General features: G+C 69.7%; 27 protein-coding genes. 21 read left to right on the top strand and 6 right to left on the bottom strand.

Annotation, left to right across the window (positions count from 1 at the left end; genetic code table 11):
* Positions 1 to 71: 71 nt before the first annotated feature.
* Positions 72 to 1,460, bottom strand: coding sequence for a tetratricopeptide repeat protein (locus DDQ41_RS25295; protein ID WP_174720323.1), 1,389 nt, complete (start codon positions 1,458 to 1,460; stop codon positions 72 to 74).
* A 189-nt stretch (positions 1,461 to 1,649) separates the two neighbouring features.
* On the opposite strand from DDQ41_RS25295, the gene DDQ41_RS25290 reads away from it, so the two are divergent.
* The 18 genes from DDQ41_RS25290 (at position 1,650) to fxlM (ending at position 19,152) form a co-directional block, all read left to right on the top strand.
* Positions 1,650 to 2,135: a DUF6415 family natural product biosynthesis protein gene (locus tag DDQ41_RS25290; RefSeq protein WP_262508564.1), complete on the top strand. Its 486-nt coding sequence runs from the start codon at positions 1,650 to 1,652 to the stop codon at positions 2,133 to 2,135.
* Positions 2,136 to 2,367: 232 nt separating this feature from the next.
* On the top strand, positions 2,368 to 4,269 hold the full coding sequence (locus tag DDQ41_RS25285; RefSeq protein WP_109296530.1) for a glycoside hydrolase family 15 protein: 1,902 nt from the start codon (positions 2,368 to 2,370) through the stop codon (positions 4,267 to 4,269).
* A gap of 26 nt (positions 4,270 to 4,295) precedes the next feature.
* The gene (locus tag DDQ41_RS25280; protein ID WP_109296529.1) at positions 4,296 to 5,810 is read left to right on the top strand and encodes a sensor histidine kinase; all 1,515 of its coding nucleotides are present in this window, start codon (positions 4,296 to 4,298) and stop codon (positions 5,808 to 5,810) included.
* Positions 5,811 to 5,878: 68 nt separating this feature from the next.
* A complete protein-coding gene (locus DDQ41_RS25275; RefSeq protein ID WP_109296528.1) occupies positions 5,879 to 6,391 on the top strand; it encodes a roadblock/LC7 domain-containing protein in 513 nt (170 codons plus the stop codon).
* Positions 6,388 to 6,795 (top strand): DUF742 domain-containing protein, encoded by a 408-nt coding sequence (locus DDQ41_RS25270; RefSeq protein WP_109296527.1) that lies wholly within the window; start codon positions 6,388 to 6,390, stop codon positions 6,793 to 6,795. The genes DDQ41_RS25275 and DDQ41_RS25270 overlap by 4 nt, the downstream gene beginning before the upstream one ends.
* A gap of 43 nt (positions 6,796 to 6,838) precedes the next feature.
* Positions 6,839 to 7,429: a GTP-binding protein gene (locus DDQ41_RS25265; RefSeq protein ID WP_162602732.1), complete on the top strand. Its 591-nt coding sequence runs from the start codon at positions 6,839 to 6,841 to the stop codon at positions 7,427 to 7,429.
* Positions 7,429 to 8,070, top strand: coding sequence for a GAF domain-containing protein (locus DDQ41_RS25260; protein WP_109296526.1), 642 nt, complete (start codon positions 7,429 to 7,431; stop codon positions 8,068 to 8,070). Before DDQ41_RS25265 ends, DDQ41_RS25260 begins: the two co-directional genes overlap by 1 nt.
* Before the next feature lie 86 nt (positions 8,071 to 8,156).
* Positions 8,157 to 9,410 carry an acyl-CoA dehydrogenase family protein gene (locus DDQ41_RS25255; protein WP_109296525.1) on the top strand — a complete coding sequence of 418 codons (1,254 nt, stop codon included), beginning with the start codon at positions 8,157 to 8,159 and terminating at the stop codon, positions 9,408 to 9,410.
* A gap of 137 nt (positions 9,411 to 9,547) precedes the next feature.
* The gene (locus DDQ41_RS25250; protein ID WP_262508563.1) at positions 9,548 to 10,021 is read left to right on the top strand and encodes a LuxR C-terminal-related transcriptional regulator; all 474 of its coding nucleotides are present in this window, start codon (positions 9,548 to 9,550) and stop codon (positions 10,019 to 10,021) included.
* A complete protein-coding gene (locus DDQ41_RS25245; RefSeq protein ID WP_109296523.1) occupies positions 10,018 to 10,668 on the top strand; it encodes a hypothetical protein in 651 nt (216 codons plus the stop codon). Before DDQ41_RS25250 ends, DDQ41_RS25245 begins: the two co-directional genes overlap by 4 nt.
* Positions 10,665 to 11,240: a DUF6624 domain-containing protein gene (locus DDQ41_RS25240; protein ID WP_109296522.1), complete on the top strand. Its 576-nt coding sequence runs from the start codon at positions 10,665 to 10,667 to the stop codon at positions 11,238 to 11,240. Before DDQ41_RS25245 ends, DDQ41_RS25240 begins: the two co-directional genes overlap by 4 nt.
* Before the next feature lie 74 nt (positions 11,241 to 11,314).
* Positions 11,315 to 11,782, top strand: a complete 468-nt coding sequence (locus DDQ41_RS25235) for a DUF6082 family protein (protein WP_054100456.1) — start codon at positions 11,315 to 11,317, stop codon at positions 11,780 to 11,782.
* Positions 11,783 to 11,977: 195 nt separating this feature from the next.
* Positions 11,978 to 12,157 (top strand): FxLD family lanthipeptide, encoded by a 180-nt coding sequence (locus DDQ41_RS25230; protein ID WP_007491159.1) that lies wholly within the window; start codon positions 11,978 to 11,980, stop codon positions 12,155 to 12,157.
* A 106-nt stretch (positions 12,158 to 12,263) separates the two neighbouring features.
* The gene (locus DDQ41_RS25225; protein WP_011031314.1) at positions 12,264 to 12,395 is read left to right on the top strand and encodes an FxLD family lanthipeptide; all 132 of its coding nucleotides are present in this window, start codon (positions 12,264 to 12,266) and stop codon (positions 12,393 to 12,395) included.
* A 37-nt stretch (positions 12,396 to 12,432) separates the two neighbouring features.
* On the top strand, positions 12,433 to 12,612 hold the full coding sequence (locus tag DDQ41_RS25220) for an FxLD family lanthipeptide (protein WP_109296521.1): 180 nt from the start codon (positions 12,433 to 12,435) through the stop codon (positions 12,610 to 12,612).
* A gap of 86 nt (positions 12,613 to 12,698) precedes the next feature.
* Positions 12,699 to 15,797: a lantibiotic dehydratase gene (locus DDQ41_RS25215; RefSeq protein ID WP_109296520.1), complete on the top strand. Its 3,099-nt coding sequence runs from the start codon at positions 12,699 to 12,701 to the stop codon at positions 15,795 to 15,797.
* The gene (locus DDQ41_RS25210) at positions 15,784 to 17,043 is read left to right on the top strand and encodes a lanthionine synthetase C family protein (protein ID WP_109296519.1); all 1,260 of its coding nucleotides are present in this window, start codon (positions 15,784 to 15,786) and stop codon (positions 17,041 to 17,043) included. The genes DDQ41_RS25215 and DDQ41_RS25210 overlap by 14 nt, the downstream gene beginning before the upstream one ends.
* An 18-nt stretch (positions 17,044 to 17,061) precedes the next feature.
* Entirely contained in the window at positions 17,062 to 19,152 is a 2,091-nt protein-coding gene (gene fxlM / locus DDQ41_RS25205; RefSeq protein ID WP_109296518.1) for a methyltransferase, FxLD system, read from the top strand.
* On the opposite strand, the gene DDQ41_RS31455 is transcribed toward fxlM, so the two are convergent.
* Positions 19,136 to 19,609, bottom strand: a complete 474-nt coding sequence (locus DDQ41_RS31455; protein ID WP_162602731.1) for a hypothetical protein — start codon at positions 19,607 to 19,609, stop codon at positions 19,136 to 19,138. The genes fxlM and DDQ41_RS31455 overlap by 17 nt on opposite strands.
* 741 nt (positions 19,610 to 20,350) lie before the next feature.
* Here DDQ41_RS31455 and DDQ41_RS25195 point away from each other — a divergent pair.
* Positions 20,351 to 20,920, top strand: coding sequence for a peptide deformylase (locus DDQ41_RS25195; protein WP_109297936.1), 570 nt, complete (start codon positions 20,351 to 20,353; stop codon positions 20,918 to 20,920).
* A gap of 108 nt (positions 20,921 to 21,028) precedes the next feature.
* Here the strand turns inward: DDQ41_RS25195 and DDQ41_RS25190 are convergent, their stop codons facing one another.
* The 4 genes from DDQ41_RS25190 to DDQ41_RS25175 form a co-directional block, all read right to left on the bottom strand.
* Positions 21,029 to 21,622, bottom strand: coding sequence for a phosphatase PAP2 family protein (locus DDQ41_RS25190; protein WP_167450279.1), 594 nt, complete (start codon positions 21,620 to 21,622; stop codon positions 21,029 to 21,031).
* Positions 21,612 to 22,811 (bottom strand): MAB_1171c family putative transporter, encoded by a 1,200-nt coding sequence (locus DDQ41_RS25185; protein WP_109296517.1) that lies wholly within the window; start codon positions 22,809 to 22,811, stop codon positions 21,612 to 21,614. Before DDQ41_RS25185 ends, DDQ41_RS25190 begins: the two co-directional genes overlap by 11 nt.
* Positions 22,808 to 23,362: a secondary metabolite protein gene (locus DDQ41_RS25180; protein ID WP_109296516.1), complete on the bottom strand. Its 555-nt coding sequence runs from the start codon at positions 23,360 to 23,362 to the stop codon at positions 22,808 to 22,810. The genes DDQ41_RS25185 and DDQ41_RS25180 overlap by 4 nt, the downstream gene beginning before the upstream one ends.
* 180 nt (positions 23,363 to 23,542) lie before the next feature.
* Positions 23,543 to 23,995 carry a helix-turn-helix domain-containing protein gene (locus tag DDQ41_RS25175; protein WP_109296515.1) on the bottom strand — a complete coding sequence of 151 codons (453 nt, stop codon included), beginning with the start codon at positions 23,993 to 23,995 and terminating at the stop codon, positions 23,543 to 23,545.
* A gap of 685 nt (positions 23,996 to 24,680) precedes the next feature.
* On the opposite strand from DDQ41_RS25175, the gene DDQ41_RS25170 reads away from it, so the two are divergent.
* Together DDQ41_RS25170 and DDQ41_RS25165 are read left to right on the top strand one after the other, a co-directional pair.
* Positions 24,681 to 25,577, top strand: a complete 897-nt coding sequence (locus tag DDQ41_RS25170) for a helix-turn-helix domain-containing protein (protein WP_109296514.1) — start codon at positions 24,681 to 24,683, stop codon at positions 25,575 to 25,577.
* Positions 25,578 to 25,579: 2 nt separating this feature from the next.
* Positions 25,580 to 26,275 carry a zinc finger domain-containing protein gene (locus DDQ41_RS25165; RefSeq protein ID WP_054100443.1) on the top strand — a complete coding sequence of 232 codons (696 nt, stop codon included), beginning with the start codon at positions 25,580 to 25,582 and terminating at the stop codon, positions 26,273 to 26,275.
* Positions 26,276 to 26,397: the final 122 nt, after the last annotated feature.

The following is a 26,397-nucleotide window of genomic DNA, read 5'->3' as shown; positions in this document are numbered from 1 at the left end:
GGCGCTCGTTCCTCTCCCATGAAGTCGCGTGTGCAGCAACCGCCGGCCGCACCTGCGAACCTGCCCTGTGGTCAGCCTATGGCGCGCAGCATTTCCCGTGCCCGGCGGTCCAATTCAACAACGTGGCGGCCTCCGCGTTGCCTCACGGGCGACAGGTCGCTCTGCATGCGGACGATGACGTCGCGGGCGCGGCCGGACTGGACGCCGACCATGGCATCGAGGGCTTGTCCCCAGGTGCCGCATGCCTCGTCGAGACGTCCTTGCTGGACCTGGACGGCGCCCAGGTAGCCGAGTGTCACGCTGTGGGTGCGGGCGTACTGCTGCCGGCGGCGGGTGCGGACGCTGCGCTGGAAATGGATCTCCGCCTCGACGGGGTTGCCCAGGTCGCGCAGGGCGCAGGCAGTTTCGTGGGCGAGAGAGGCTTCCTGGAAGAAGCCGACGCGGTCGGGGGCGTCCTCGTTGTCGGCGCGGGCGAGGTCCCGCTCTGCTCGGCTGATGGCCGCGAGGGTGCCGGGCCTGTCGCCGTCGGCGGCCAGGGCGCGGGCGTGGACGATGGAGAGCAGGGCCTTCTCGCGCGAGCTGGCCTGGCCGTAGTGAGTGCGGGCCATGGAGGCATCGGCCAGGTCGAGGGCCCTGCGTGGGTGTCCGAGGTCGACTGCCTGGTGGGCGAGGGCGCGCAGGATGTGGCCGCCCAGTGGTCCGTCTCCGGCTTCGGCCGCTATGCGGGCGGCGAGGGTGAGGTAGCGCTGGGCGGTGCGGTGCTCCGAGGCGTCGAACGCCATCCAGCCGGCGATGTAGGTCATCTCTGCCACGGCCGAGTACGTGTCCCGTCGGTGCCGTTCCGTTCGAAACCTGCTGCCCAGCAGGGGCACCGCTTCGTCGCGAAGGTGGCCGGCCAGAGCCGAGCGCCCAGAGGCTCCACCACGCTGCTGGTCCCGTGCGGAGTAGAAGGCTGTCAGGTTGCGGACGTCATCGATGTCGGCCTGGGTCACCAACCGTGGGGAGACTGCTGGGCGCGATGCTGCAGCGGCTGGGGCGGTTGTCCACCACGAACTCGCGGGCAGAGTGAGGCCGGCGGCCGAGTACGCGGCGGTCGCCAGCAGCTTGCGTCGGTGCATGTCCAGGTCGTCGCTTCCCAGCTCGGCCAGCACGGTCAGAGGGTCGACGCTCCAGTCGGAACTGCTGTCGGGCGAGCCTGTCGGCCCGTCTTCCAGCCCGAGGTCAGCGAGGGTGAGGGGGCGACTGAGCCTGCGGGACAGCGTCTCACGCAGGATATGAGGCGCTCGTCCGCTGGGCTTGGTGCCCTGGACCCACATGGCGATGTGCGAGCGCGAGATGGCCTCCAATTCGCGAGCACCGCTCTCCGCGGCGACACGAGCCACCGCGGCGGCTGCTTGGGGCTGGGACCAGCCCGCTTCGCGCAGGAGTGCGGCGAGGGCGACGTTTCGCTCACGGGCCATGGGCTGCCCCTCGGGTCCGAAATGATCTTTGACGCCTTTGACGGCCTTGCGGGCCGCACAGGCATACCCCCCAGCGGGGATTCGCGGTTCGCTCAACGTAGCGGCCGGATCACTCACCATGCACGCCGACCGACTGTGGTGCACGGCGTCTCTCACTCAATTTGGCTTGATTCACATAGGAGTTGTGTCATGCGTCTCTCGCTGGCCCCTCGCCGGGCGTTCTGCCAGCGCAGTGGTCAGGGCCGGAGTCTCGGTGATCCGGGTGCCGGGCGTGACCAAGCGGTGTCCGCGACGGAGACGGTGACGCTCGTGCTGGGCGAGGACTCCCCGGTGCCCGAGACCGCCGCCGATGTGGAGGACCTCGTCCTGCGGCTGCGAGGGCACGTCAACCAGCTCGGAACCCTGATGCCTTCGCAGGAGCCGGCCTTGCTCCGTGCGCAGCAACTCTGCTCGGTCGGGCTCCCGGAGGGCTATCTGCCCAGCCGGGTGCACCTCGTCAGACTCGCCGAGGCCACGCAGGAACTCATCGCGAAGATCCGGCTGGACGACTTCGGAGCGAGTCGACCGGCACGGAGGTTGGCTCGATGGACGCCGCAGATCAACGTGCTGCGCGGTGCGGTCTTCGCCGTCGCCCTCACCTGCCTGGTGTGGGCCGCTTCGGTGCCCCGGACATGACCCTCACCGGAGCGCTCCTCATCGGACTGATCCTCGTCGCAATGGCGTGGCTGGTGTGCCGAGGCACTCGTGCGACTGGCCTCGATCCCGCAGACAGGGCCTCTACACCACCTCCGAGCGAGCCTGCGTCCCCGCGCTGACCGCTGACTCCTTGACTCCCGGCCTGTCCCCGGCCGCTTCGGCGGCCCCGATAACACCCCCAGACCAGCGGGGCCTAACGGAGATCCACACGATGAAACGCCTTCCGCGTATCGAGCAGTACGGCCTGATCGGCGACACGCAGACCAGCGCCCACGTCTGCGACGACGGCACGATCGACTGGCTTTGCCTGCCCCGCTTCGACTCACCGGCCGTGTTTGCCGGTCTGCTCGGCACACAGAAGCACGGCACCTGGCAGATCGCTCCGGCTTCGTCCGCAGGCGGGTCCGGCTCCGGAAGAGTGGCTGAACGCCGGTACCGAGGTGACTCGCTCGTTCTCGAATCGCTGTGGCGCACCCCGACTGGTTCGGTCCGGGTCCTGGATTTCATGCCGCCGCGCGACGGGGCCCCACAGGTGATCCGGATCGCTGAGGGCCTGACTGGCGAAGTGGAGATGGTCTCGGCCATGCGTCCTCGGCCGGGGTACGGCAGCGTCAGCCCGTGGAACCACGAGGTCGGTGGGCGCATGGTCGCGGAGGCCGGCGCGGACGCTCTGTGGCTCGACACCTGCGTCCCGCAGTTGGAGAAGGACGGTGTGGTCGTCAGCGCCTTCGCCATCAGCGCCGGGCAGAGCGTGGCGTTTGTGCTCAGCTGGTGCCCGTCCCACGCCCCCGCACCGGACGTTCCTGACCCGGAGGCCGCGCTCGCCGAGACGCTCGCCTTCTGGCAGGACTGGGTGCAGGAGAGCACCTACGACGGGCCCTACCGCGAGGCCGTGGTCCGGTCCTCGATCACGCTGAAGGCCATGACCTACGGGCCGAGCGGCGGGATCGTCGCGGCTCCGACCACGTCGCTTCCCGAGGAGATCGGCGGCGACCGGAACTGGGACTACCGCTTCACCTGGCTGCGCGACGCCGCCACGACGCTTGCCGCGCTGCTGGGGACCGGATACCGGCAGGAGGCACAGGCATGGCGGCGGTGGCTGCTGCGCGCTGTGGCCGGGGACCCGGAGAACCTGCAGATCATGTACGGGATCACCGGGGAGCGTGACCTGCGGGAGCGGGAGCTTCCCTGGCTTCCCGGGTACGAGGGATCGGCTCCGGTACGGGTCGGGAACGGGGCGGCGAACCAGCTGCAGCTCGACGTGTACGGCGAGGTCATCGACACCCTGTACCTCGCGCACCAGAGCGGAGTCGCCCACTGCGCCGACACCGCGGTCCTGCACCAGCGGCTCATCGAGCACCTGGTCCAGCGCTGGCGGGAGCCCGACGAGGGCATCTGGGAGATCCGCGGGGCCCGCCGGCACTTCGTCCATTCCAAGGTGATGGCATGGGTGGCGGTCGACCGCACTATCCGCCTGGCCGAGGCCGGCGCGCTCGACATGGACGTGGCCCCGCTGGTCGAGCTGCGGGCGGCGATCCACCGGGAGGTCTGTGACAAGGGCTTCGACCCGGTGCGCAACACCTTCACGCAGTCCTACGGCTCGCAGGAGCTGGACGCTGCCACGCTACTCATCCCCCGCACCGGCTTTCTGCCGCCCGACGACCCGCGCGTCATCGGCACCGTGGATGCGGTCCGTCGTGAACTCTCCACGGAGGACGGGCTCGTGTACCGGTACCCGACCTGCGGTGAGGACGTCGGGGTGGACGGCTTGACCGGCGACGAGGGCGCCTTCTTCCTGTGCAACTTCTGGCTCGTCGACGGCCTCGCCCTGACCGGCCGCCCCGACGAGGCCCGTGCCTTGTTCGAACGCCTCCTGGCTCTGCGCAACGACCTCGGGCTCCTGGCGGAGGAGTACGACCCCGTCCAGCAGCGCCAGCTCGGCAACTTCCCGCAGGCGTTCAGCCACATGGGCCTGATCCAAAGCGCCCTGCTCCTTCAGCAGAGGGCGGCGCAGTCCTCCCCCCGCCACGCCGCGCTCGCGGTCCCCGCCCCCCGCTCAACCTCCCGCAGCACGCGCCAGTCCACCGCCGACCTGACGCCGCAGCACGCATAGCCACCCCACCCCTGACGAGGATTCCCATGCCTGACAGCGCCTTCCCGGCACGGCCGGCCGCGACCGGCCACCGCAGACGGCGGCCTCCGGTCGACGCGACCACGCTGTACCTCGCCCGTCGCGCCGTGGCACTGCCCCTGGCACTCCTTGCCGCGCTGCTGCTCGCCGCCTTCGCTCTCCGGTCGGGGTCCGTCGTAGGCCCCGGCTGGGTCCTGGCCGGCCTGGTCTGCGGACTGGCGGCGGTCGTCGCGGTGGCGGCACACGGAACGCGCACCGTGGCCAGTGCCGTGCGGTCGGCAGTGGAGGAGTCCCAGTCAGCAGCGCTGACAGCGGTCACAGGGGCAGCGGCAGCCGTTGAGAAGTCGATGCAGTGGTCGGCGGACGAGCTGTGCCGCGGAAAACGTCCAGCGTTGCCTGACCCGCACACCGCGCAGTCGCCCACTGCGAACGCCGGGATCGACAACGCGCTGAGTGCCCTCCAGGCGCAGGCCATCATGTCGCTGATCCGCGTGCACGACGAGTCCCAGTCCGTGGTCCTCCTGGAAGTGCTTCGCCGCCTGGCCATGCGCGAGCACGCCCTGGTCAGCAAGGCACTCCAGGCACTGAGCCAGCTGGAGATGCTGACCGACGACCCGGAGCTGCTGGCCAAGATTTTCGAGATCGATCACCTCGTGACGCGGATGCGCCGTCAGGTCGAGAGCACGGCGGTGCTGGGCGGGCAGTCCCTGCGCAGCGTGCGCCGGCCCGTTCCCGTCACGACGGCCCTGCGTGGCGCTGTCTCCGAGGTTGTGCAGTATCCGCGGGTGGCCGTCGCGGCCGGATCCGTGGGCGCCGAGCTGGGGTTGCCCGGCCATGTGGGGCCGGACATGACGCACCTGCTGGCCGAGCTGATCGAGAACGCCTGCGAGTGCTCGGATCCAGCGACGCGGGTGATGGTGCGCGCGCAGCGGGTGCCACACGGGCTGGCCATCGAGGTCGAGGACCGCGCCATTCCCATGCACCCGCAGACGCGGGCACAGATGAACGACCTACTCAAAGCCCCGGACGAGGTCGACGTCAGCGGCCAGGTCCGGGCTGGACAGCTCGGCCTGCTGGTCGCCGCGAAGATCGCCCAGTCACACGGGTTGTCCGTCCTCCTGCAGGAGAACGCGACGGGAGGCACCACCGCCCTGGTCGTCATACCGGCACGGCTCCTGGTAGCCATTCCATCGATCGAGGACGCGGGTGCGCCGCAGCCCGAGGAAGCTCGCATGTCCGGGCAGCAGCCGCATCAGGTGGCCGCGGCTCCTGCCGCCCCAGGGGTGGGGCAGGTCGCACGCCCCGGCGCCGCTGGGGCATCGACCTCGGCGGGTCATTCGGCCGACGCGCCCGCTCTTCCCACGCGCACGCGTCGGTCGGAACCTTTCCGTCCGCCACAGGAGCGGGAGCAAGCCCCCGTGTCCGCGGCGACGCCCGGGCTGGCAGCCGCCTTCCGCAGCGGCCTCCAGGCCGGCGGCACCGCCAGTCCCCCTCCAGCCTCGACAGAAGACCCCACCCCCTGACCCGCTTCTTCCGCGTTCCCGGCGGCCCAGTACACCCACTGGCCCTTCCCCCTTCTGGAGCGATCCCCATGAGCACCCACCCCGCGATGAACAACGTGACCGACGGCACGCCCGCATCCGCGACGACAAGCGGACAGCGGGACAGCATGGCCTGGCTGCTGCGTCAGTTCGCCTCCGAGACGCCGGGCGTCACGCACGCCGTCCTGCTCTCGCGCGACGGACTGCGGCTGCTGGACAGCGACGTCGACAAGGACTGGGCGGACGAACTGTCGGCCGCCTTCAGCGGGGTCGCCTCCCTCGCGGCGAACATCACCGGCCCCAGCCACAAGAAGAGGCCGGCCCGGCAGGTCATCATCGAGCGAGACGACTGCCTGTTCTTCGTCCAGAGCGCCGGGCGCAGCGCGGCCTTCGACACCCACCCCGGTGCCGAACGCGGTGAGGTGGACACGATCCTCACTGTCATCGCCACCAGGGACGCCGATGTGGGCACCGTCGGCTTCGAGATGGGGCGCCTGGTCCAGAAGTTCGCCCCGTACATGCTGATCCCCGTCCGCGTTGGCACGGGCGGAGAGGTCCGGTGACCACGTACGGCCGCGCGGCCGAGGAGTCGGCGTTCGTGCGGACCTACGCCGTGACGCGCGGGCGTACCAAGCCGCGGCACCTGCTCGCTCTGGAAACCGTCCTGGAGGCCGGGCAGGGACGGCCGGGCCCGGCACAGGCCGAGGAGTGCGGGGAGATTCTCGCCCTGTGCCGGGAGCGCCGGCGGTCGGTGGTCGAGCTGGCGGGTCGCCTCGGCCGGCCCGTGACCGCCGTCAAAGTGCTCGTCTCCGACCTCCTGGACGCCGGCGCCCTCGTCGTCCCCCTGACCCAGTCCTATGCCGATACCGGCGCAGGGTCCGGTCCGTCTGTCCAACTGCTGGCAGCGGTTTCCGCCAGCTTGAAGAGGAAGTGGCCTGATGCCGTCGCCTATCCCCAGGCCGGATGACCCGTCCACGGTTTCGCCGCACTCGCAGGCCGGTGCGCCGACTGTGCTGAAGATCGTGATTGCCGGCGGTTTCGGCGCGGGCAAGACCACCGCAGTGGGCGCCGTCAGCGAGATCACGCCGCTGAGTACGGAGGAGTACCTGACCGAGGCGAGCGCGGACGTCGACAGCCTGGCTGGCCTGGCGTCCAAGCGGACCACCACGGTCGCCTTCGACTTCGGCCGATTGAGCCTGCCCGATGCGCCCGTGCCGCTGGAACTGTTTCTGTTCGGCACGCCGGGCCAGGACCGGTTCGTCGACCTCTGGTACGACCTCTCCCGCGGCGCCGTCGGCGCGGTCGTCCTGGTCGATACCCGCCGCTTGGAGAGCAGCTTCACGCCCGTCAGCTTCTTCGAGGACATCGGCCTGCCCTTCGTCGTCGCGGTCAACCAGTTCGACGGGGCGCACCCCTACCACCCCGAGCAGGTCCGCGCCGCTCTCGAACTCCCCGCTGCCGTGCCGGTGGTCACCTGCGACGCCCGCGACACGAATCACGTCGCCGGCGTTCTGCTGGCCCTCGTCGACCACGCCGTGAATTGCGCCGCCACCACCAATCGCGCTGGTCACGCCCCTTCTACCACCCTCCAGGACGTCTGATGTCACAGCACCCCCGCGACCCCTACCGCACGCCGCAGACTGCCCCGCCCGCCCGGTCCTTGCCTCGGCGCGACATGCGGGACACCACCCCCGGCCCGTTCACCCCGCCCGGCACCGCCCTCACCAGCCAGCGACCTCAGCAGTCGCTGGAGCTGGCTCAGCGTTACGAGCTGCTCAACCGCTTGGGCGTGCCCCCGGTGGCCAACGAGGACTTCGACGAGCTGGCCCGCGACATGGCCACACAGGCCGGGTTCTTGTACGGGTTCGTCAACCTGTTCCTGGAGGAGCAGACTTTCGTCGGGCTGCACCAGCCGCCGGCGGACAGCGGGTTCGTAATCGTCGGCCGCACCATGAGCCGGGACCACGGCTGGTGCCCGGAGGTCATGGCCCGCAGGAAGGCCCTCCCGCTGCACGACGTGCACGCGTCCCCGCGCTTCAGCGGCAACGCGGTGGTCGACGCCGTCGGGATCCGCTCCTACTTCGGCGCTCCGTTGATCCACGACAGCGGCACGGTGCTGGGCACGGTGTGTGTGATCGACCCCGAGAAGCGGCCCCTGTCCGAGGCACGTCGTCTGCGGGACATCGTCATCAACGCCAGTGCACAGGTGATGGACCACATCGCCCGCGCCCCCGTCCGCTAGGCCGTTCCACAACTTCCCACCCGGGAGCCGTAGGCGTTCCCCGGCCGCTCCACGCGTTGCGACCTTCATCCAGGGAGAGGGAGACCATGTCCGCCACACCCACCACGCCTCCACCGGCGCTGCGTCCCTACCTCACCGCCCGCCACGATCTGCTGTGGCAGGAGGCGGACGCCTTCGCGGCCGAGCACGTCGCGCCGCGCGCCGCGCGGATGGAGGCCGCTCCGGGCAGGGTGGAGCGCAAGGTCGCCGACCTGATGGCCGCACAGGGCTGGTTCGCCGTCACCGTCCCGGCGGTCTTCGGCGGGCTGGGCGCCGGACACGTGGCCAGGACCGTCTTGGTCCACCGCATCGCGCGGGTCTCGGCGGCTGCCGCGGCCATCCTGCAGGCCACATTGATCCCTGTGGGCGCTCTGCTGCACTTCGCCACCTACGAGCAGAAGGGCCGCTGGCTTCCCCGGGTCGCGGACGGGTCCATGCTGCTGTCGATCGCCGTGACCGAACCGCTTGCCGGCGGACACATCGGCGGCATCGAGACCACCGCCGAACACATCGGCAACCAATGGGTGATCACCGGCAGCAAGATCCATATCGGCAACAGCCACCTCGCCGGAGCCCACCTCGTCGTCGCCCGCACCGCCGGGCCGGGAGTAAGCACCTCACAGGCGCTGACCGCGTTCATGGTCGAAGCCGACCGCCCCGGACTTTCCGTCTCCGACCACCGTGCCGGGCTCGGTCTGCATGGCTTCTCCGCCGGCCGCCTCGACCTCGATCACGTCCGCGTCCCCGAGGACAACGTGGTCGGGGAGATCGGCCAGGGACTGGCCGTGGCCCAGAGCAGCAGCATCCTCTACGGTCGCCCCAACCTGGCCGCCGTCAGCCTCGGCATCCACGAAGCCGTCGTGGACACCACCACCGCCCGGCTCAAGACCCGCCCCCGCTACCAGGGCGCCCTGTCCGACCTGCCGGTCCTGCGGGACCGCGTCGGCGGCATGGAAGCCCGCCTGCGCGCCGCCCGGATACTCGCCTACCAGGCCGTGCACCTCCTCGACCAGGGCCTGCCCTGCGACGCCGACCTGATCAATTCGAAATACCTCGGCCACCAGTGGGCCGTCCAGTCCGCCCAGGACGCCATGGAACTGCATGGCGCCAACGCCCTCGATGGCGACTACATCGTCCAGCGCCTGTGGCGCGACATCCAGCACACCTACCCACCGGCCGGGACCGGCGAAGTCCAGCGCATACGCCTGGCCGACGCCGCCTTCGCAGAGGACCACATCCAGTGGTCCGAGCGCCTCGCCGCCGAAGCCGCCTGGGCACGACCCGACCCGACCGCCGCATGAGCCCCCGTGCGCGGCACCCCGTGACCCCCCACCGCCGCGCACGGGCCCGTGCCGCCGGCCCCCGTCCCCCGCGGGGACCGGCGGCACCCCTCCCAGTGACCATCCACTCAGCCGAGAGAGACACCGTGACCCCGCCCGTGACGACCAGCGCACCGATCACGCCCCTGACGCCGACCCTGCAGCGCGTCGCCCAGCACCTCGCGAACGGCTCCACGGCCAAGGAGATTGCGGCAGAGACCAGCCTGTCGGCCGTGACCGTCCGCCAGTACCTTCGCGACATCCGTGAGAGCTTGCACTGCCCGCCCCGCTGCAAGCCCCCGGTGATCGTGCACCGCCTGTTCACCACCCAGCAGGTGGCCTCGCCCACGGCGGGCCGGCCAGCGCCATCCCTCACCCCGGAGCAGCGGCTGCTGCTCCGAGCCGTCGCCGAGCACAGCGACCCCCGTGACATCGCCGTCGCCGCCAAGCTCGCCCCCGCCGACCAGCGCGCCGCACTCGACCAACTCCTCGCCGACACGGGCGCGCGGGACACCACCCACCTGGTGATCCTTGCCCACGGCTGGAAGCTGCTGCCGACCGACCCGGCGGCGCGGAGCGGAGCGAGCCAGTGAGAAGGCCCCCCACTCCCCTGGCCAACGAGGAGGCTCCGGCTTCCACCTCGTTCGCAGCGAAGTACCCGGGCGCTGTGTACGCGGTGCGCAGGTTACGTACGGACGCCGAGCGCGCGGAAGCCGCTGCCCTCGCGCAGGACCGGCAGCGCTGGCTCACCCTGAGCGGTCTCCCCGTGCCCGCCCAAGCCGACGTGCCGGCCCTGTTCCGCGACCCGCACACGACGTCGGTCGGTCTGTTCGAGGACGGAAAGCTGCTCGCCTGCATGGTCCCCGCGCGCGACCCCGGACTCAGCTGGGGCGAAGGCCCCTGCCTCCGCCTGGGCCACGTCCACACCCTGCCCGAGCAGCCCGACGACATCACCCGGCTGATCACCCTGTGGGCCTCCGACTTCGCCGCCCGGCAGAGCCTCCCGCTCGTACGGGCCGAAATCCTGGCAGGCCACACCCTGCAAGCCGAACCCATCGCCGCCCTGCTGCGTCGGCTCACGGACATGGGCTGGGACGTGCTGGGTTCCGGTCCGGGACGGGAGGGGGACCGGGTCGCCCGCCTCGAACTGGCCGCCGAGCACCGCCCCCGACTCAGCACACTAATCAGCTGCCAAACCCAAGCTCCCCATCTTGCCGCGGAAGAAGGGAGCAGCACGTGACAACCGAAAAGCCGCAGCGGCCCGACATCGCCCGCGAGCTGATCGCCCGCGCCACGGAATCGGCCGCGCACCGGGCCACACGCGTGCGCAACCAGCTCGACGGCGTCCAACTCGGCCGTGGTCGGCACACCGACTACGCCAACGCCAAGTTTCTGCACCGCGTCCTGGGCGAATACGAGTGGCCCGGCCACCGCCTCGTCGGCCCTGCTGCTGCCCGAGCCGCCTGGAGCATCGCCCTGCACAGCGACCACGATCTCGTCTTCCAGCGCGCCGCCACCATCCTGCTCGGGCGTGCGGTCGAGGCCGGTGACGCGCTCGTCCACCACTGGGCACACCTGCACGACCGCACCCTCATCAACACCGGCCAGGACCAGGAGTACGGCACCCAGCTCCTGCTGAGCTCCGACCGCATCGAGCTGTGCCCACTGCGCGCGCCGGGATCCGTCGACAAACGAAGGGCCACGGTCGGTCTGCTGCCGATCGCTGTCGCACTGGAGACGGTGCGTAGCCGGTACATGCCTAACGGCTCTACCGATGAAGTCCCGAGCGTCGTCCTCGCGGAGGCCGCGTGAACAAGCGGAACACCGCGGTCCCCACCATTCGGCCTTCATGCCGCACATCCGCTCTGCGAAAGGGTTGTTGATCGATGAAGCTCCCTACCGCCGTCCTCGCTGCCGGTGTTGCCCTGTCCCTCACGACCGCCGTGGTCGGAGCCGCCCGGCTCAGGCAGAACGCACGGCACCAGGCCGAGCGGCACGAGGCGCTCCTCGCGGGCAACCAGCTCGACTGGCTGAACCGGGTGTCCACCAACGCCGACCTCGCCGAGCTGTGGAAGCCCGAGGACATGAAGGCCGAGGAGTACATGCAGCTCATGTCGGCCAACCGACTCATCTGCGCCCTCAGCCTCCGACACTGCCTCGGCCGCGTCCGCGACGGACAGCTGCCGTTCTACGCCGAGATGGTCATGAGCAGTGACGTCTGCCGGCGCTACTGGCAGCGCTTCGGCGACCTCCGCGCTCAGGAGGCCGAGGGCGACAAGCGGGCCGAGCACTTCACCCGGGTGCTGGACCAGGCCGCGAAGAACCATCCTCAAGCGCAGCCCGCGGCAGCCTGACGGCGTATCTCGGTTCACCTTTCGGACTTCCGTGTCCCGTCCCCAACTCCTCTTCCGGACAGCGGTTCTCGTGTCTGAAGAGGTGGCCGGCGAGGACCCGACTGGCGCAGGCCACACAGCTGCTGCCCACCGGGGTCGGCCGTACCGCAACACACCGAATCGAAGTGTTCCACCGGACCAATCAGGAGGATTCCCGTGACTCCCAGGGTGACCGACCAGGGCATGAGGACCGCCTCGGCCTCTGCCGCGCAGGACCCGTTCGACCTCGACATCAGCGTCATCGAATCGGGTGGCACGGTCGGGGCGAGTATCGCCTCCGACGGCGGCTGCGGCTCAACCTGCGGTGGCAACGCCTGTATCTCCAGCGGCTCCTGACCGCACCAGACCACCGGCACGACGCCCATGTCCTGTCGGCGCCGCCCACGCGGCACGTCCCTCGCGGCTCGATCAGAGCCGCGCACGACAACGGAGGAATCACCACATGCAGAACGACGAATTCGACCTCGACATCAGCGTCCTGGAGTCCGACGACGGCTCCGCCACGCTGATCAACCTCACCGACGACGGCTGCGGCAGCACCTGCTCCAGCCCGTGCGCCACCAACGTGGCCTGATCATCTTCCACCGCACGACGAGTAGGGAGAAACCTGTATGAACGCGAACACGATCAAGGGCCAGGCACAGTCCCCGGCCGCCACGGCGGGCGGTGACGCGTTCGACCTGGACATCAGCGTCCTGGAGTCCGACGACGGCTCCGCCACGGTGATCAACCTGACGGACGACGGCTGCAAGCCGAGCTGCCAGGGGTCCTGCGCCACCAACGTGGCCTGACCTCGGCGCGTTGATCTGCCAGCCCGCGCGGCCTTGCGCCGCGCGGGCTGGCACCCACCCCAACACACCACAACCAGGGAGGGTGCATGGGTTCCCGAAAGGACGGCCCGCTGTACCGGTGCGCGGATACTGCGCTGGTGCGCGCCGCCCGTTCCTCGAGACTGCGGCTTCCCGCGTGGCCGGACCTCACCGACGACACCCCGGACTGCGAGGTGCGGTGGCAGACGTGGCTGCGCGACGTCTGGTCGCTGTCCGAGGCCGCTGACTCCATCGAGCAGGCCAGCCCTCTGCTCGCGCAGCAGGTTCAGACCCTGTGCTCGGTGGCCAGTCCCGAGACCCGTCAGTTGCGCCGCGCAGTGGTGTCGGTCATGCGGTACCTGCTGCGTATGACGGGCCGGGCGACCCCGAACGGTCTGTTCGCCGGTATCGCCTCCGCCTCGTTCGGGGAACGACCGGGATGGTCCTGGGGTGAGTGGCATCGACCCGTCATCCGTGCCGACGGCGACTGGATCGCGGACCTGGTCGCCCGTCTGGAAGCAGATCCTGAACTCCTGCGGCACCTGCATGTGATGGCCAACAACACCATCTTCGTACGGGGCGATCGGCTGATCGTGCCCTACCCGCCCCGTTCATGCCGTACCGACGGCAGCCCAGCGGCCGAAGTGTCCCTCCGGTACACCAGCGCCGTACGTATCGCCGTTGATGCCACCGTTTCGCCCGTCCCCGTCCATGCGGTGGTCGCACTGATGAGGAGCGAGTTCCCCGACGTTCCCGCGGACCGGGTGGAAGGGCTCGTCAGCAGCCTCGTCGAACGCGGTGTGCTCATCAGCAGCCTGCACGCGCCCTCTGCCACCCTCGACGCCCTGGACCACCTGGTCGAGCAGGCCGAAGCAGCCGCCGCCTCATCAGCCACGGACCTCGTGGCCGACCTGCGGACGGTCCGCGACGCCATCGCCCGGCACAACCAGGTACTGGCCCCGGCGGACGGCCGGCGCCTGCGTACCGCCTTACGTCGGAAAATGACCGCCTTGAGTAGCGTCAAGGCTCAGCCGTTCACGCTGGACCTTCGCATGGACTGCTCCCTCACTCTGCCCCCACAGGTTGCCCGCGAGGCGGAGCAGGCCGCCACGGTGCTGGCCCGGCTGAGCGCGTACCCCTTCGGCACTCCGGCATGGAAGGACTTCCACAACCGATTCTTCGAGCGGTACGGCATCAACTCACTCGTCCCGGTCCGGGACCTGGTGGACCCCGATGTCGGCCTCGGGTTCCCGGTCGGATACCGCGATGCGCAACCTGAACAGCGTGAGGCCCTGACCGCCCGTGAACAGCGGCTGCTCTCCCTCGCCCAAGCGGCCGTCCTCGACGGCCGCAACGAGATCCGCCTGGACGAGGACCTGATCCGCACGTTGACGGTCGGAGATCGCAACGCCCCGCAGGTACCGGCCCACACGGAGCTGCGCTTTCGAATCCGTGCCGCTTCGCAAGAGGCCCTGGAGAGCGGAGACTTCGACCTCCACGGCATCGCCCCGTCCCGCGGGATCGGCACCACGATCGGCCGCAGCCTGGGGCTGCTCGCATCAGACGATCAGGCCCGCGTGGCCGTCATGCTGGAAGAGCTGCCGGTCAACACGCCCGGCGCGGTGCCCACGCAGATCTCCTTCACCCCACTCGACCGGGGCGACACCAACGTCACCCGCGTTACAGAACTCCTGCCGGCCGTCATCAGCCTGGCGGAGCACCGTCCGGTCGACGCGCGCACCATCCCGCTCGACGACCTCGCCGTGGGCTGCGACCGCCGCAGGCTCTACCTCGTCTCCCTCTCCCGCGCCTGCCTGCTGGACCCCATGACGCTGCACGCGCTGGACCTGCGCGGCCACACGCCGCCGCTCGCACGCTTCCTCACCGAGATCAGCCGGGCCCAGACCGCCGTCCTGACCGTCTTCCCCTGGGCGTCCGCTACCGCACTGCCGTACCTGCCGCGGGTGCGCTACGGCCGCGCGATCCTCTCTCCGGCGAGGTGGCGACTGAACCGGTCGGAGCTGCCCGACCGCCGCGCCTCCTGGGGGGAATGGCACAAGGCGGCCGACGAGTGGCGCGCACGCCGCCGAGTTCCGGACGAAGTCGCGCTGGCCGAGGGCGACCAGCTTCTGCCGCTGGACCTCTCCGAGCGCGCGCACCTCGCGCTGCTGCGCGCCCACCTGGACACCCACGAATCTGTGATCTTGACGGAAGCGGAATCCGACAGGGGCTGGTTCGACGGACGGGCCCACGAGATCATCGCCCCGATGACGGCCGTCCACCCGCCGCAGTGGCCGGCCGTCCCTCCCGTCACCGCCGACCAACTCGTCACCCGCGACCACGGCCACCTTCCGGGCACCGCCTCCCGGCTGCTGGTCAAGCTGTACGGGCACGTCGAACGGCAGCCCGAGATCCTTGCCGACCACCTGCCCGCGCTGCTCGGCCAGTGGAACGAGCCGCCGACCTGGTGGTACATGCGCTACCGCGATCCCCGCTGGCACATGCGCCTGCGCATCGCGGTCCCCAGCGAGCAGGACTTCGCCCTCACCGCACAACGCGTGAGCGCCTGGGCGAACGGACTGCGCCGTGCCGGGCTCCTCACCGACATGCAGTTCGCGACCTCCTACCCGGAGACCGGCCGGTGGGGCCCCGGGCCGCTGATGAGCCTGGCCGAGGACGTCTTCGCCGCTGACTCCCGAGCCCTGGCCGTCCAGTTCGCCCAAAGCTCCCGTCCGCACCAACAGGTCCTCGCCGCAGCGAACTTCGTCTCCGTCGCCGCCGCCTTCACCGGCAGCACCGCAGCCGGCATGAACTGGCTGATCGCCCACAGCCGGATCACCGACCCGCGCCCTATGGACCGGACCGTGCGCGGTCAGGCGCTGCGCCTAGCCGACCCAGCCGACGGCTGGGCGGCCCTGCGCGCGGCTCCCGGCGGCGACGCCATCGCCAGCGCCTGGAGCGAGCGCGACGCGGCCCTGGCCCGCTACCGGCAGAAGCTGGACGCGTTCGGTGGCATAGACCTAGACCTCGTTCTCGACTCGCTCCTGCACGCCCACCACATCCGCGCCGCCGGCATCGACAAGGACGACGAGCGGATGTGCGTACGGCTGGCCCACGCCGCCGCCATGGCCTGGACTCACCGAGGAGATCACCATGAATCTGCGTGAAAGCGCGCGGGCAGCCGCCGACACGATCGCCGAGCGGCTTGCCTCGCCGCAGGACGTACGGGAGCTGCATCACCGCCAGGGCTGGTGGCCGCAGTCGCTCGCGCACGGCGCAGCCGGTGTCGCCCTGCTGCACATCGAGCGGGCCCTTACCGACCAGGGGCCGTGGCAGCGCGCCCACGACTGGCTCGCCTGCGCCGCAGCCGAACCCGCTGTCGGCGGCCCGGACAGCCACCTCTACTACGGGGCGCCCGCGCTCGCCTTCGCCCTGCATGCCGCCGCCGACCGCCCCGGACGCTACGCCCGCGCCCTGGACACCCTCGACCGGTACGTCACGAAGGCGATCCGGGACCGGCTCGCGGACGCCCACGCACGCATGGACCGCGGCGAGATGCCCGCGCTGGCGGAGTTCGACGCGATCCGCGGCCTGAGCGGGCTGGGCGGGCTCCTGCTGCACCGCGACGTCCATACCGACGTCGTCCGCGAGATCCTGACCTACCTGGTCCGCCTGACCGAGCCGGTCAAGCACGACGGGGAAGTTCTGCCCGGCTGGTGGAGCTCCCTAGCTCCCTCCGGCACGACCTCCCCGGAGTATCCGGAAGGGCATGCCAACAACGGCGTCGCCCACGGCATCGGCGGCCCCCTCGCTGTGCTCTCCCTCGCAGCCCGCCGCAGCGTCACCGTCGAGGGGCACCTCGACGCGATCACCCGCATCCTGGCCTGGCTCGACCACTGGCAGCAGGACGGCCCCGCCGGCCCGTGGTGGCCGTACTGGATCACCCGTGAGCAACTACGCTCCGGCACGATCGGCCCCGGACCATCCCGGCCGTCCTGGTGCTACGGCACCGCCGGATTCGCCCGCGCCCAGCAGCTCGCCGCCCTCGCCCTCAAGGACCCGGCGCGCCAACACGCCGCCGAATTCGCCCTCCTGCGCGCCATGACCGACCCCGGACAACTCGACGCGACCGTGGACGTCTCCCTGTGCCACGGCTTCGCCGGCCTGGCGCACATCACACAACTCGCTGCCACCGACGCCCTCACTCCCGGCCTCACCGAATGCCTGCCCCGGCTCCTGGCACCAATCACCGACACCACGCCCGGCGCCCTGGCGGACTCCCTGATCAACCCTCCCGGCGGCGGCGACATCGGACTCCTCGAAGGCGCCGCCGGCACCGCCCTCGCCCTGCACTCCTTCCACACCGGAACGCCGTCCGCGTCCGGGTGGGACACCTGCTTCCTGATCAACTAGCCGACGAGAAGAGGAAACATGGCAGCGGACGAATGGCCGCAACGCCTCATCCGGTTCACCGACTGGAGCCGCGCGGAGGCCACCGCCGTGGAGCATCTGCTCCCAGTGCTGATCGCCCAGGAGTCGGAACTGGCCCAGTGGTCATTCCTGCGAAAGTTCCCCTGGTGGCGGTTGCGATACCGGGCCGCGGGCCCGGACACGGCGAAGGCCCTGGACGCTGCCCTGGACGAGCTGGTCGACGCCGGCGTCCTCGCTTCCTGGACGCGAGGCATCTACGAGCCGGAAGAGACAGCCTTCGGCGGCCCCGCCGCGATGAAGATCGCCCACACCCTGTTCCACTACGACAGCCGTTACCTGCTGGAGGAGGCGGCCCGCCAGCAGGCAGTCACCGGTCCCCAGCTCGGCCGCCGCGAGCTGGCGGTGCTCCTGCTCAGCGTGGCGATGCGCGCGGCGGGTCTCGACTGGTACGAGCAGGGCGACGTCTGGGCGAGGATCGCGGCCGAGCGCCCCGGCGACGAGGTCTGCAGTCCGCAACGTCACCGGGCCGCTGTCCACCGGTTGATGACCGTCGACGTCAGCACCACCAGCCGCAGCGTCACCCAGGGCCGACTCGCGCCGCTGGCCGAGTGGATAGCCACGTTCGAGTGGTTTGGCCAGCAGCTCGCAGACCTCAACCGTCAGGGCCGCCTGGAACGAGGGTTGCGGGCCGTGATCGCCCACCACGGCATCTTCCACTTCAACCGCCTGGGCCTCCCCGCCCAGGACCAGCGCACCTTGTCAACACTCGCGAAAGAGGTAGTCATGGGAACGAGCGACAACACCGCGTCCACCCGAGCTGAGGGGACGGCGAGCACTACGGTCAACGGGGTGAACAGTGACACCATCGAAGCCCCCTCCGCAGACCGTCTGCGCGCCCAGCTGATCGACCACCTGGTCGAGACCGGGTGCGTGCGCACGCCCCGGGTGGAGGAGGCCATGCGGACCGTACCCCGCCACCTCTTCGTCCCCAACGCCCCCCTGGAAAAGGCGTACGGCAACACACCCGTGGACACGAAGTTCGACGGATCCGGCCGCTCCATCAGCTGCGCCTCCCAGCCCGACATCGTCGCCATGATGCTGGAACAACTCGACGTCCAGCCCGGCCAGAAGATCCTGGAGCTGGGGGCCGGCACCGGCTTCAACGCCGGACTCCTCGGCTACCTCGTCGGCGAGACGGGACACGTCACCACGATCGACGTGGACGAGGACATCGTGGACGGAGCGCGCGGCGGGCTGGCCGCCGCCGGCATCCACAACGTCGAAGTGGTCCTCGGAGACGGAGCCGTGGGCCACGCCTCCAACGCGCCGTACGACCGGATCGAAGCCACCGTCGGCGCCCACGGCGTTCCGCACGCCTGGCTCGACCAGCTCGCCCCCGGCGGACGACTCCTCACGCCACTACGCCTGCGCGGCAGCGTCTCCCGCTCGATCGCCTTCGAGAACCAGGACGGAGCCTGGCGCAGCGTCGGCAGCCAGATGAACACGTTCATGCCGCTGCGCAGGGGCATCGCCGACGACCCGCGCGTCTTCGTTCCCCTGGACACCGACAACACCGTCACGCTCGTCACCAACGGAGACCAGAAGGTCGACGCGGACGCCCTGCGCGACATCTTCCGCCAGCCGCGCGCCGAGGCGTGGACGGACGTCACCTTCCGGGGCCCGGAATCGGCGGAGTACCTGGAGCTGTGGCTCGCCTGCGCCATGCCGAACGGCCTGAGCCGGATGCCCGCCAACAACGAGGCCATCGAGAAGGGCCTGGTCACCGCGCCCTACCCGTCCTCGACCGCGGTCTTCGAGGGTGGCACGCTCACCTACCTCACCCGGCGCCCCTACGCGAAGAAGGCCCCCAATGGCGCCAGCCTGTACGAGTTCGGCGTCATCGGCCACGGCCCTGACGCCGAAGCCCTCGCCTCGGACGTCGCGGACCAGGTCCGCACCTGGAACCAGGGCTTCCGGGCGCTCGACGTCGGGTTCGAAATCCAACCACTCGACGCGACCCCGCTCGCCCCGAAGCCCGGCCGCTTCGCCTTCGACAACCCGCTGAACCGCATCGTCATCGAATGGCAGTGACATGGACGTCAGCCAGATAGCGAAGCGGTTCCCGCTCGTTGCCCGTCCACGTCCAGCGTGCCCGCCCCTTGCTGAACGGGTCCGCGAGATCACCGACCTCGCTGCCGCCGCCGAGCGCGACGGCAACGTGACCTCCGCGACCGTTGCCCTGAACAAGGCGGCGTTGATCGCGAGCGACTGCGGCATGCCGGACCTGGCACGCTCTCTGTGCTGGCGTCACGCCGAGGCCGTCCTGCGCGCCCAGCCCTTGGGCGCGCAGGACGCCCGGTACGCCCTGGAACCCCTGGTCAACCTGGCCCGACTGCGCATCCGCGACGGTGACGGGACTGGCGCGTATCATCTGCTCGATTCCCTGAACCGAGCAGTCAGATCGAAGTCGGAAGCGGTCATCGACGGCCGCGCCACGTCCTTCCAGCGCCTCACGAAGTCGGCTTCCGACCATCAACAGGTATGCCAATGGCTGTGGGCCGTACTCCTCGGCGACGGAACCCGTGCCCTCGTCGCAGCAGGTGAATGGGACTACGCCCGGGCGCACAGTAGGCAACACCGGGGCGTGGGACAGCGCCTCTTCGACGGGCGCCAAGTCGAGGTGCTCGTCCGCTGCCTCGGCGAGCAGCCCAGCGATGCGTTGAAGTTCCTACACGAGAGCACCCTGGTGGAGCCATGGGAGCACGCCGTCGCGGCAGCCCTTGCCGTCCTCTGCCACAGGGCAGCCGACGAGCAGCCAGTCGAGCCGATCAACAAGATGGTGCAGCACTACCTGGCTCTCGACTCGGCCCCCGACCTTGCCGTCTTCCGCTCTCGTGTAGGACTAGTTGTGCTCGACCTCTCCCCGGGGCCCCGACAAGCCGAAATGATGCGCCGCCTCACCAGCGAAGCGACGACGCATCCCGACGGGTACATCGCCCGAGACGTCCTGGCCCACCCTGTGTGCCGCGAAGGGCTGAGCCAGGACGAGCTCAGAACGCTCTCCACTGCAGTCGCCTCCGCCGGCCTCGGACGAGGCAGCATCCCCGACCCTCTGGCTCAGGCCATACGGGACGCTTCTACAGTCGCAGCGGATGTCTGGCAACGCCACGATAGCTGCCGAGCTAACGCCTGGCCTGCATGGCCGGCACCCCGAGCGGCGCACCCCGTCGTATGTCCGCTGCAACCGCGGTTGGCCGTGCGAACACGACGCGAATCAACAGGAGTTCTCGTGAACGAGGTGCAGCCCAGCGAGCAGATGCGCAACCTCGGCGTAGTCCAGGAAGGCGCCTCCGTCCTTGCCGAGCCAGCACGCCCCTTCTCACTCCCTGCCGAACGTGAGGCCGCCGAGCAAGCCGTGGAGAGCCTGTTCACCTCCATGGAGCGCATCGCAGGCGTCCACACGTTCGCCAAGGGCATGGGCATTGCAGCCCCACAGATCGGCATCGGCCGGGCCGCGGCCGTCGTCCAGCCCGCCGAGCCAGGAGCGGGCGCGATCGTACTGCTCAACCCCCAGGTCATCGCCGCCTCACAGGAGACCGACGACCAGTACGAGGGATGCCTGAGCTTCTTCGACGTACGCGGCCTCGTCCCTCGCCCCCTCCGGATCACGGTCGAGACCACGACACTCGACGGGACGACCGTGACCACTGACTACGAACGCGGCCTCGCCCGTCTGGTCCAACACGAGATCGACCACCTCGACGGCCACCTGTACACCGCCCGGATGCGCCCCGGAGTGCAGCCCATCTCCGTGACCGAGTACCGGCAGACCGGACGGGCCTGGTCCTACGAGCACTGAAACCCGATCCTGCCGGCCCCCCGCGCTCGGGGATGCGGGGGCCCGGAAGTCGGGTGTGAGATACCTGAGAGGCGTAGCTGTCGCCCTCTACCACGCCCCTCCCTCGGATCAGCGTGCCAGGTGGAAGACGGCTGCGGCCACGATGGTGCCGAGGATGGTGCCTGCGATCACTTGGTTGCGTGTGTGGTCCCGCAGCTCGACGCGGGACCAGCCGACGACGACGACCAACAGGAAGCCAAGGGCCATCCACGGGCCGTAGGTCTGCACGAGCATTGCGCAGGCACCTGCGGACACGGCCTGGTGGACGGAGATCTTCCAGGCGAAGGTGATCGCGGTGAGAATCGCGAGCGTCACGAGCATCGAGACGATGAGGGCAACCATGGTGCGCGGCGCCCCCGCGACAAGCATCAGGACGATGCCGGTGGCTACGGAGAGCAGGATGACGGCCATCACGACTAGCCGTGCTGGCTTCGCTCCGACGTGTCTGTCGCCCCAGTGACCCTTGCGAATGCCGTACTTGATGAAGGTGATCGGGATGACGGCCGCGAAGAGGGCGCCGACCACACCCCAGGCAACACCTGTCCATTGTGCGGCGTGCCAGCCGACCAGCAGCGTGACAGCGATGATCCAGTTCTTCGGCTCAAGCCAGTCTGTTATGCGGCGGGCCAGCCGCGACTCGCTGGGGCGGACATCAGTTGTCATTTGAGGAGATCCTTTCCGAAGCGCCCTGCTCGCGGGAAATGGACGAATGTTCTTGCCGGACGAACTCGGAAACGACTGGCGAGGAGAGGTACGCGCGGGCAACGGTGCGCAACCATGACAGTTCGCTCGCTCTGTCTCGGCCAGTGACGCCGAGGGGTGGATATTCAACTCCCCGCAGCCGTTCCCCATTTCGTGCGCTCTGGACGGCTGCACGCAACCAGCAGGCTTCCGCCACTGCGTCAGAGAGTTGCGCAGCGACCCCTTCCTGACGGACGAATCTCCGGGCCTTTGTGTGCATGTCGACTGACACGTACTCGCGAAGCGCCAGGCAGGCATCCTCGATCTCGATGACGCACCGCTCCAGCCGGAAGCGGACACGCCACCTGCCTACAGATGTCGCCAGCACCACATACGGGGCTGCTTCCGTGAGCTGCACCCAGAGCGGACGCAGTTTCCGCAGGGTGCTCCACGCGGCGACGTATTCCACGGCGACGGAGAGAGGAGGCAAGCAGACGCCGACTGCGACCGACAGGACGGTGGCTTGCTTGAGCGTTGTGGAGAGAAGGTTCTCCAAGGCTGGATAGCTGGTGCCGGAGGCGAGCTGAACCGTCACGAAGACGATGCGCTGGAGGGCGTACAGGCTTCCGAGCAGGGTTCCCAAGCCCAGAAATCCGAGGCCGGCCTTCCCCAGGAGAGTCCGGCTGTGACGTACGCCGCCGAGGAACAGCCATGTAGCGACGACCATGGCGATGCCGATGTACAGCGTGAAGACCGTCATGTAGAGGACGGGAAAGAGGGCGCCACGGCCCTCCCCAAGCCTGACGGGCCCTCCTGACGTCCAGTTGGCCAGGGCGTAGAAGGCGAGCATGAGGGGCAACGTCACGCCGGCGGCCACCAGCCGGGTGCGACTTGCCAGGCCCTGCGGTCGAACGACTGCGATGACGAAGTCGAGCAGATATGCCGCCGAGGTAACGCCGAGCAGGTGCTTCAGCAGCGGCGACAGCCTGGCGTCTGAGCCGACGGCGGCATCGACTGCCTCTTTGACCTGCGGAACCTCGAACGTCATGGCAGCCGCGAGAGCCACCAGGGTCAGCGCCAGGCTTCGCTGCTTGCGAGAGTGCCGGAGGGACGGCAGTCGCCACAGCGCCACCAGCCAGAGGACGCCGGCGATGAAGGTGGATGTGCTCATGAGCGGCGGTTCCTCCGTGGGTGGACCAGGGCGTCGTCGAGCCGCGCCACGGCACCGGACCGACCGCGTTCCCGGCCCGAGTGGGCAAGATCGTGAAAGAGTTCTCCCAGGCAGGAGGCGGCCATTTCGGCGTCGTACTCGGTCTCGCTGTCGTAGCTCGTCCGGCCGAGAGCGGAGAGCACGGCAGAGGGGTCGACCCCGTCAGGGAGGACTCCCAGTAGAGACGTGACGACGCTCTCGTTGTTCCCGGCGTGCCCGAGCAGCAGGTGCGCTAGCTCGTGGCGCACGATTTGCGCACGATGCCGCTCGCTGGTAGCCGCGACGTGAAAGACGTAATCCCCGTGGTCGAACGAGAGAACCATTCCGCAGGGAGCGTTGGCCCCTCCGGTCTCAGGCAATTCGTGGAGGTGCAGGGGGCGGCCACGCCTGATGGCGAGCTGCCGGCATATTTCATCCACCGCGTAGGGATCGGATATCTCGATCCCCCGCAACTGCTCCTCACACAGTCGCCTCAGCTGCGCCTCTCTGCGCGCGAAATGCCGCTTGAACATGGACGAGATCCTTGCTGTAGCCCCCGAATGAGCGCTGACCCGGCCTGCGCTAACCGGAACCCACCATTCCGCGTGGTTCGTGCGGAGCTTTACATACGTCCTGATGGTTGCCCAAGGCGATCTTGAAGGACCATGCACGGCATACCAGTCAAATCCGCCCAGCGAGTGAGCGAGGTCACATCACTGCCCGGGCTTGTCGAGCCCTTCCCACCGTCGCGCCTGATTGATCACATCCGTGATCATCCGCAAGCTGTCCGCCGAGAGGCCGTTGGCTCTAAGCGCAAGGCCGCGCACGTCGCTGTCGGCTACGGCCTCGATGAGTTCCAAGGAAGCACGCACCCTCTCGGCCTCCTCGGCGTCATAGTCCGAGAAGAAGTACTGCTCCTTGACGTGGAAGTGGCCGGCAAGTCGTTCCACCGTCGTGTAGGTGGGGTTGGGCTTCGCGCCGGTCCGCAGCTGTGAGATCGCGCTCTCAGACACGGAGATCGCCCGGGCGACCTCGGCGTTGGTGTAGCGCTTGCCGGTCTCCGGGTTCTTCTTGGTCTCGAATAGGTGATTGAGCTTGTCGGCGAATGAGCGCCGAGCGTCGGCCGCGCCGCCGGGCGCCTCCGCCGGCCCGCTGGACTCCACCATCACCGACTCCTCTCATCTAGACGCCGACTCCGGACTGTACTGCAGTGTAGTTCCCAGGGCCAAAGACCGAGACGCTTCACTTCAGTGTTGACAGACTGGGATCACTCTGGCGTAGGTTTTCGATCACAGCTTCACTGAAGTGTTGCGACGCCAGCAGGGTGCGGTACGCGCTCCTTGCCCGGCCGTCGTGACCTACGTACGCGCTAGGACTCGCCCATGCTCGCTCCACCCCCGTCGCAGCAGCTCACGCGACTTCTACAGGGTTTAAGAACCAACTCTGGACCTTGACGCGGAGCCGTGCGTATGTTCGTCGTCCCCCGCCGGGCAGAGCGCCCGCACGGACGAGCACAGGAGCAATGACGTGCACAACCTCCGGACCTCATAGGCCCCAGGACACAGCGACGGCGCCCGAGAGCTGCAACTCCCGGACGCCGGACGCCTAACGGCTGTACCGCCCCGGCAAGGGCGGAGATCGCCACCATCACCACGCTGATCCCTTCCACGGGGCGTCTCAGCGTGGCAACACCAAAGGAGATTCTTGCATGCGCTCCGCCCTGCGCAAAAGGCCCTACCGTCCGGCCTGCACGGCAGCTAGCTCCGCCTCGGCGCCTCAGCCCCCCGAGCCGGACAACACCACCCTGGCCCCCGCGAGCCGCCCCGCCCGCCCGCTTGCCGGGAGCGGCCGATGAGCAGCGAAGCCCGCGAATGGGTGTGGGAGCACAGCACCAGCCGAGGGGCCGCACGGCTGGTCCTGCTGTCGATCGCCGACCGGGTGGCCGACGAGCAGTGCATCTCCTGGGCCTCGCTGTCCAGCCTGGCCAAGCGCACGAACGCCTCGGTCTCCACGGTGCGCGAAGCCGTCGAGCGCCTCGTCCTCGCCGGCGAGCTGGAACAGCTCGACGACCTGGTGGGCCCGCAACGCAGCACGGTCTACCGCCTGCCGCTCGCCGCCGAAGCGGTCGCCCAGGCGCTGCGCGAGCAGCGGGAGGAAGCGGGCGGCACGGCGGTGCCGGACGAGCCCGTCGGCCCTGCCAAGCTCCGGCTGTCGGCCCTGCGGCGGTACGGAATCCGCCCGCGTGAGGTGCCGGAATCCCCCGCGAGGGTCCGGAAACCGGCAGTACCGGAAACCGGCAGGCCCAGGCGGAAACCGGCACAGCGGCGTACCGGCCACCGGCACAGCGATGTACCGGCCACCGGCACACAGAACCGTAGTGAACCTGATTTGAACCGGAGGTACAGCAGTGGTGGTGCTGCTGTCACCTCGGCTGCCGAGTGGCAGGTCGACCCCGCCACCCACACCTGGGCCCGCCAGCAGGGACACCTCGACCGCCTCGGCGAGCAGGGCCTGCAGACCGCCGACGCGAAGTGGCGTGCACATCGAGCAGGCCATGCTCCGAGGCCGGCGGAAGCCTGGGCGGCCGACTGGCGAGCCTGGATCACCCGGGAGCACGCCCCCAGCCGCCCGAACCTCTACGCCGTGCCCGGCCAGAACTCCGCCGCGCCCGGTGGCATGACGCGGGCCGAGAAGCACACCGCTGCCCTTCTCGCCGCCCTGGACGAGCCGACCGGAACGGAGGGCTGACCGTGGACCGCCGTGAAATCGCTGCCCTGCTGGCCTACATCGGCAGGCTCGACCCCCGCAGCATCCGCACCGACGAGGGCGAGGCCCGCGACCAGCTCGCGCAGTGGAACGAGCTGCTCGGTGACGTGCCGATGGCCACCCCGCATGGCTGGGACGCCCGCGTCGCCGTCCGCCAGCACTACCGCGCCTCGCCGTACCAGATCCAGCCCGCGGACGTGGTCCGCCCCTGGGAGAGCTACCGGCGCAACCGCCTGGCCCTCCACTCCGACCCCACACCGTCCGCGGACCCGGACGACCAGGCCGCCTGGACCGCCGAGCTGGTCGGCACCCGCCGCGCCGTCGCCAACGGCATAGCGCAACCCGCACAGGCCCGGGCCATCACCAGCGGCCAGGAGGAGATCAACCCGAGGCTGCAGGCTCGACTGGAGCAGATCGGCTCCTGCATACCACCCGCCGCCCGAGCCGCTCTCGCACCGTTCCGGCCTGCCCGGGCAGCACGCGAAGCCGCCGTCGCGCAGGGGCTGCCTGACGCACTGAGCGTGCGGTGCGAGTGGTGCCTGGCCCCGGTCGGCGAGCCATGCCGGCGCCGCCGGATCGGCCCCAACGACGGAGTACGCGCCATCACGCCGCGCGCCACCCCGCACCCCGGCCGTGTGGACCTCGCCGCCCAGCAGGCCCAGCAGCCCGCCCTGGCCTGACCGGCGCCTCCGGCGCGTGCATCCCGTCCGCTGCACCGCCGCAACCTCACCGTCCCGCACCGGCTGCGGCGCACGCCCACGCGCCGCAGCCGGCACCCGACGCCGCACCCGCCGAGCACTGC

The organism is Streptomyces spongiicola, assembly GCF_003122365.1.
Classification (GTDB): domain Bacteria; phylum Actinomycetota; class Actinomycetes; order Streptomycetales; family Streptomycetaceae; genus Streptomyces; species Streptomyces spongiicola.
The sequence above is the reverse complement of the archived record's forward strand: the minus strand, read 5'-3'. Positions and strand labels throughout refer to the sequence as shown.

What these genes read in the sequence shown, in the direction of transcription:
- DDQ41_RS25295 (WP_174720323.1), bottom strand. Translation starts at nt 1,460, where the DNA reads ATGGCCCGTGAGCGAAACGTCGCCCTCGCCGCACTCCTGCGCGAAGCG.
- DDQ41_RS25290 (WP_262508564.1), top strand. Translation starts at nt 1,650, where the DNA reads ATGCGTCTCTCGCTGGCCCCTCGCCGGGCGTTCTGCCAGCGCAGTGGT.
- DDQ41_RS25285 (WP_109296530.1), top strand. Translation starts at nt 2,368, where the DNA reads ATGAAACGCCTTCCGCGTATCGAGCAGTACGGCCTGATCGGCGACACG.
- DDQ41_RS25280 (WP_109296529.1), top strand. Translation starts at nt 4,296, where the DNA reads ATGCCTGACAGCGCCTTCCCGGCACGGCCGGCCGCGACCGGCCACCGC.
- DDQ41_RS25275 (WP_109296528.1), top strand. Translation starts at nt 5,879, where the DNA reads ATGAGCACCCACCCCGCGATGAACAACGTGACCGACGGCACGCCCGCA.
- DDQ41_RS25260 (WP_109296526.1), top strand. Translation starts at nt 7,429, where the DNA reads ATGTCACAGCACCCCCGCGACCCCTACCGCACGCCGCAGACTGCCCCG.
- DDQ41_RS25255 (WP_109296525.1), top strand. Translation starts at nt 8,157, where the DNA reads ATGTCCGCCACACCCACCACGCCTCCACCGGCGCTGCGTCCCTACCTC.
- DDQ41_RS25235 (WP_054100456.1), top strand. Translation starts at nt 11,315, where the DNA reads ATGAAGCTCCCTACCGCCGTCCTCGCTGCCGGTGTTGCCCTGTCCCTC.
- DDQ41_RS25225 (WP_011031314.1), top strand. Translation starts at nt 12,264, where the DNA reads ATGCAGAACGACGAATTCGACCTCGACATCAGCGTCCTGGAGTCCGAC.
- DDQ41_RS25220 (WP_109296521.1), top strand. Translation starts at nt 12,433, where the DNA reads ATGAACGCGAACACGATCAAGGGCCAGGCACAGTCCCCGGCCGCCACG.
- DDQ41_RS25215 (WP_109296520.1), top strand. Translation starts at nt 12,699, where the DNA reads ATGGGTTCCCGAAAGGACGGCCCGCTGTACCGGTGCGCGGATACTGCG.
- DDQ41_RS25210 (WP_109296519.1), top strand. Translation starts at nt 15,784, where the DNA reads ATGAATCTGCGTGAAAGCGCGCGGGCAGCCGCCGACACGATCGCCGAG.
- fxlM (WP_109296518.1), top strand. Translation starts at nt 17,062, where the DNA reads ATGGCAGCGGACGAATGGCCGCAACGCCTCATCCGGTTCACCGACTGG.
- DDQ41_RS25190 (WP_167450279.1), bottom strand. Translation starts at nt 21,622, where the DNA reads ATGACAACTGATGTCCGCCCCAGCGAGTCGCGGCTGGCCCGCCGCATA.
- DDQ41_RS25185 (WP_109296517.1), bottom strand. Translation starts at nt 22,811, where the DNA reads ATGAGCACATCCACCTTCATCGCCGGCGTCCTCTGGCTGGTGGCGCTG.
- DDQ41_RS25180 (WP_109296516.1), bottom strand. Translation starts at nt 23,362, where the DNA reads ATGTTCAAGCGGCATTTCGCGCGCAGAGAGGCGCAGCTGAGGCGACTG.
- DDQ41_RS25175 (WP_109296515.1), bottom strand. Translation starts at nt 23,995, where the DNA reads ATGGTGGAGTCCAGCGGGCCGGCGGAGGCGCCCGGCGGCGCGGCCGAC.
- DDQ41_RS25170 (WP_109296514.1), top strand. Translation starts at nt 24,681, where the DNA reads ATGAGCAGCGAAGCCCGCGAATGGGTGTGGGAGCACAGCACCAGCCGA.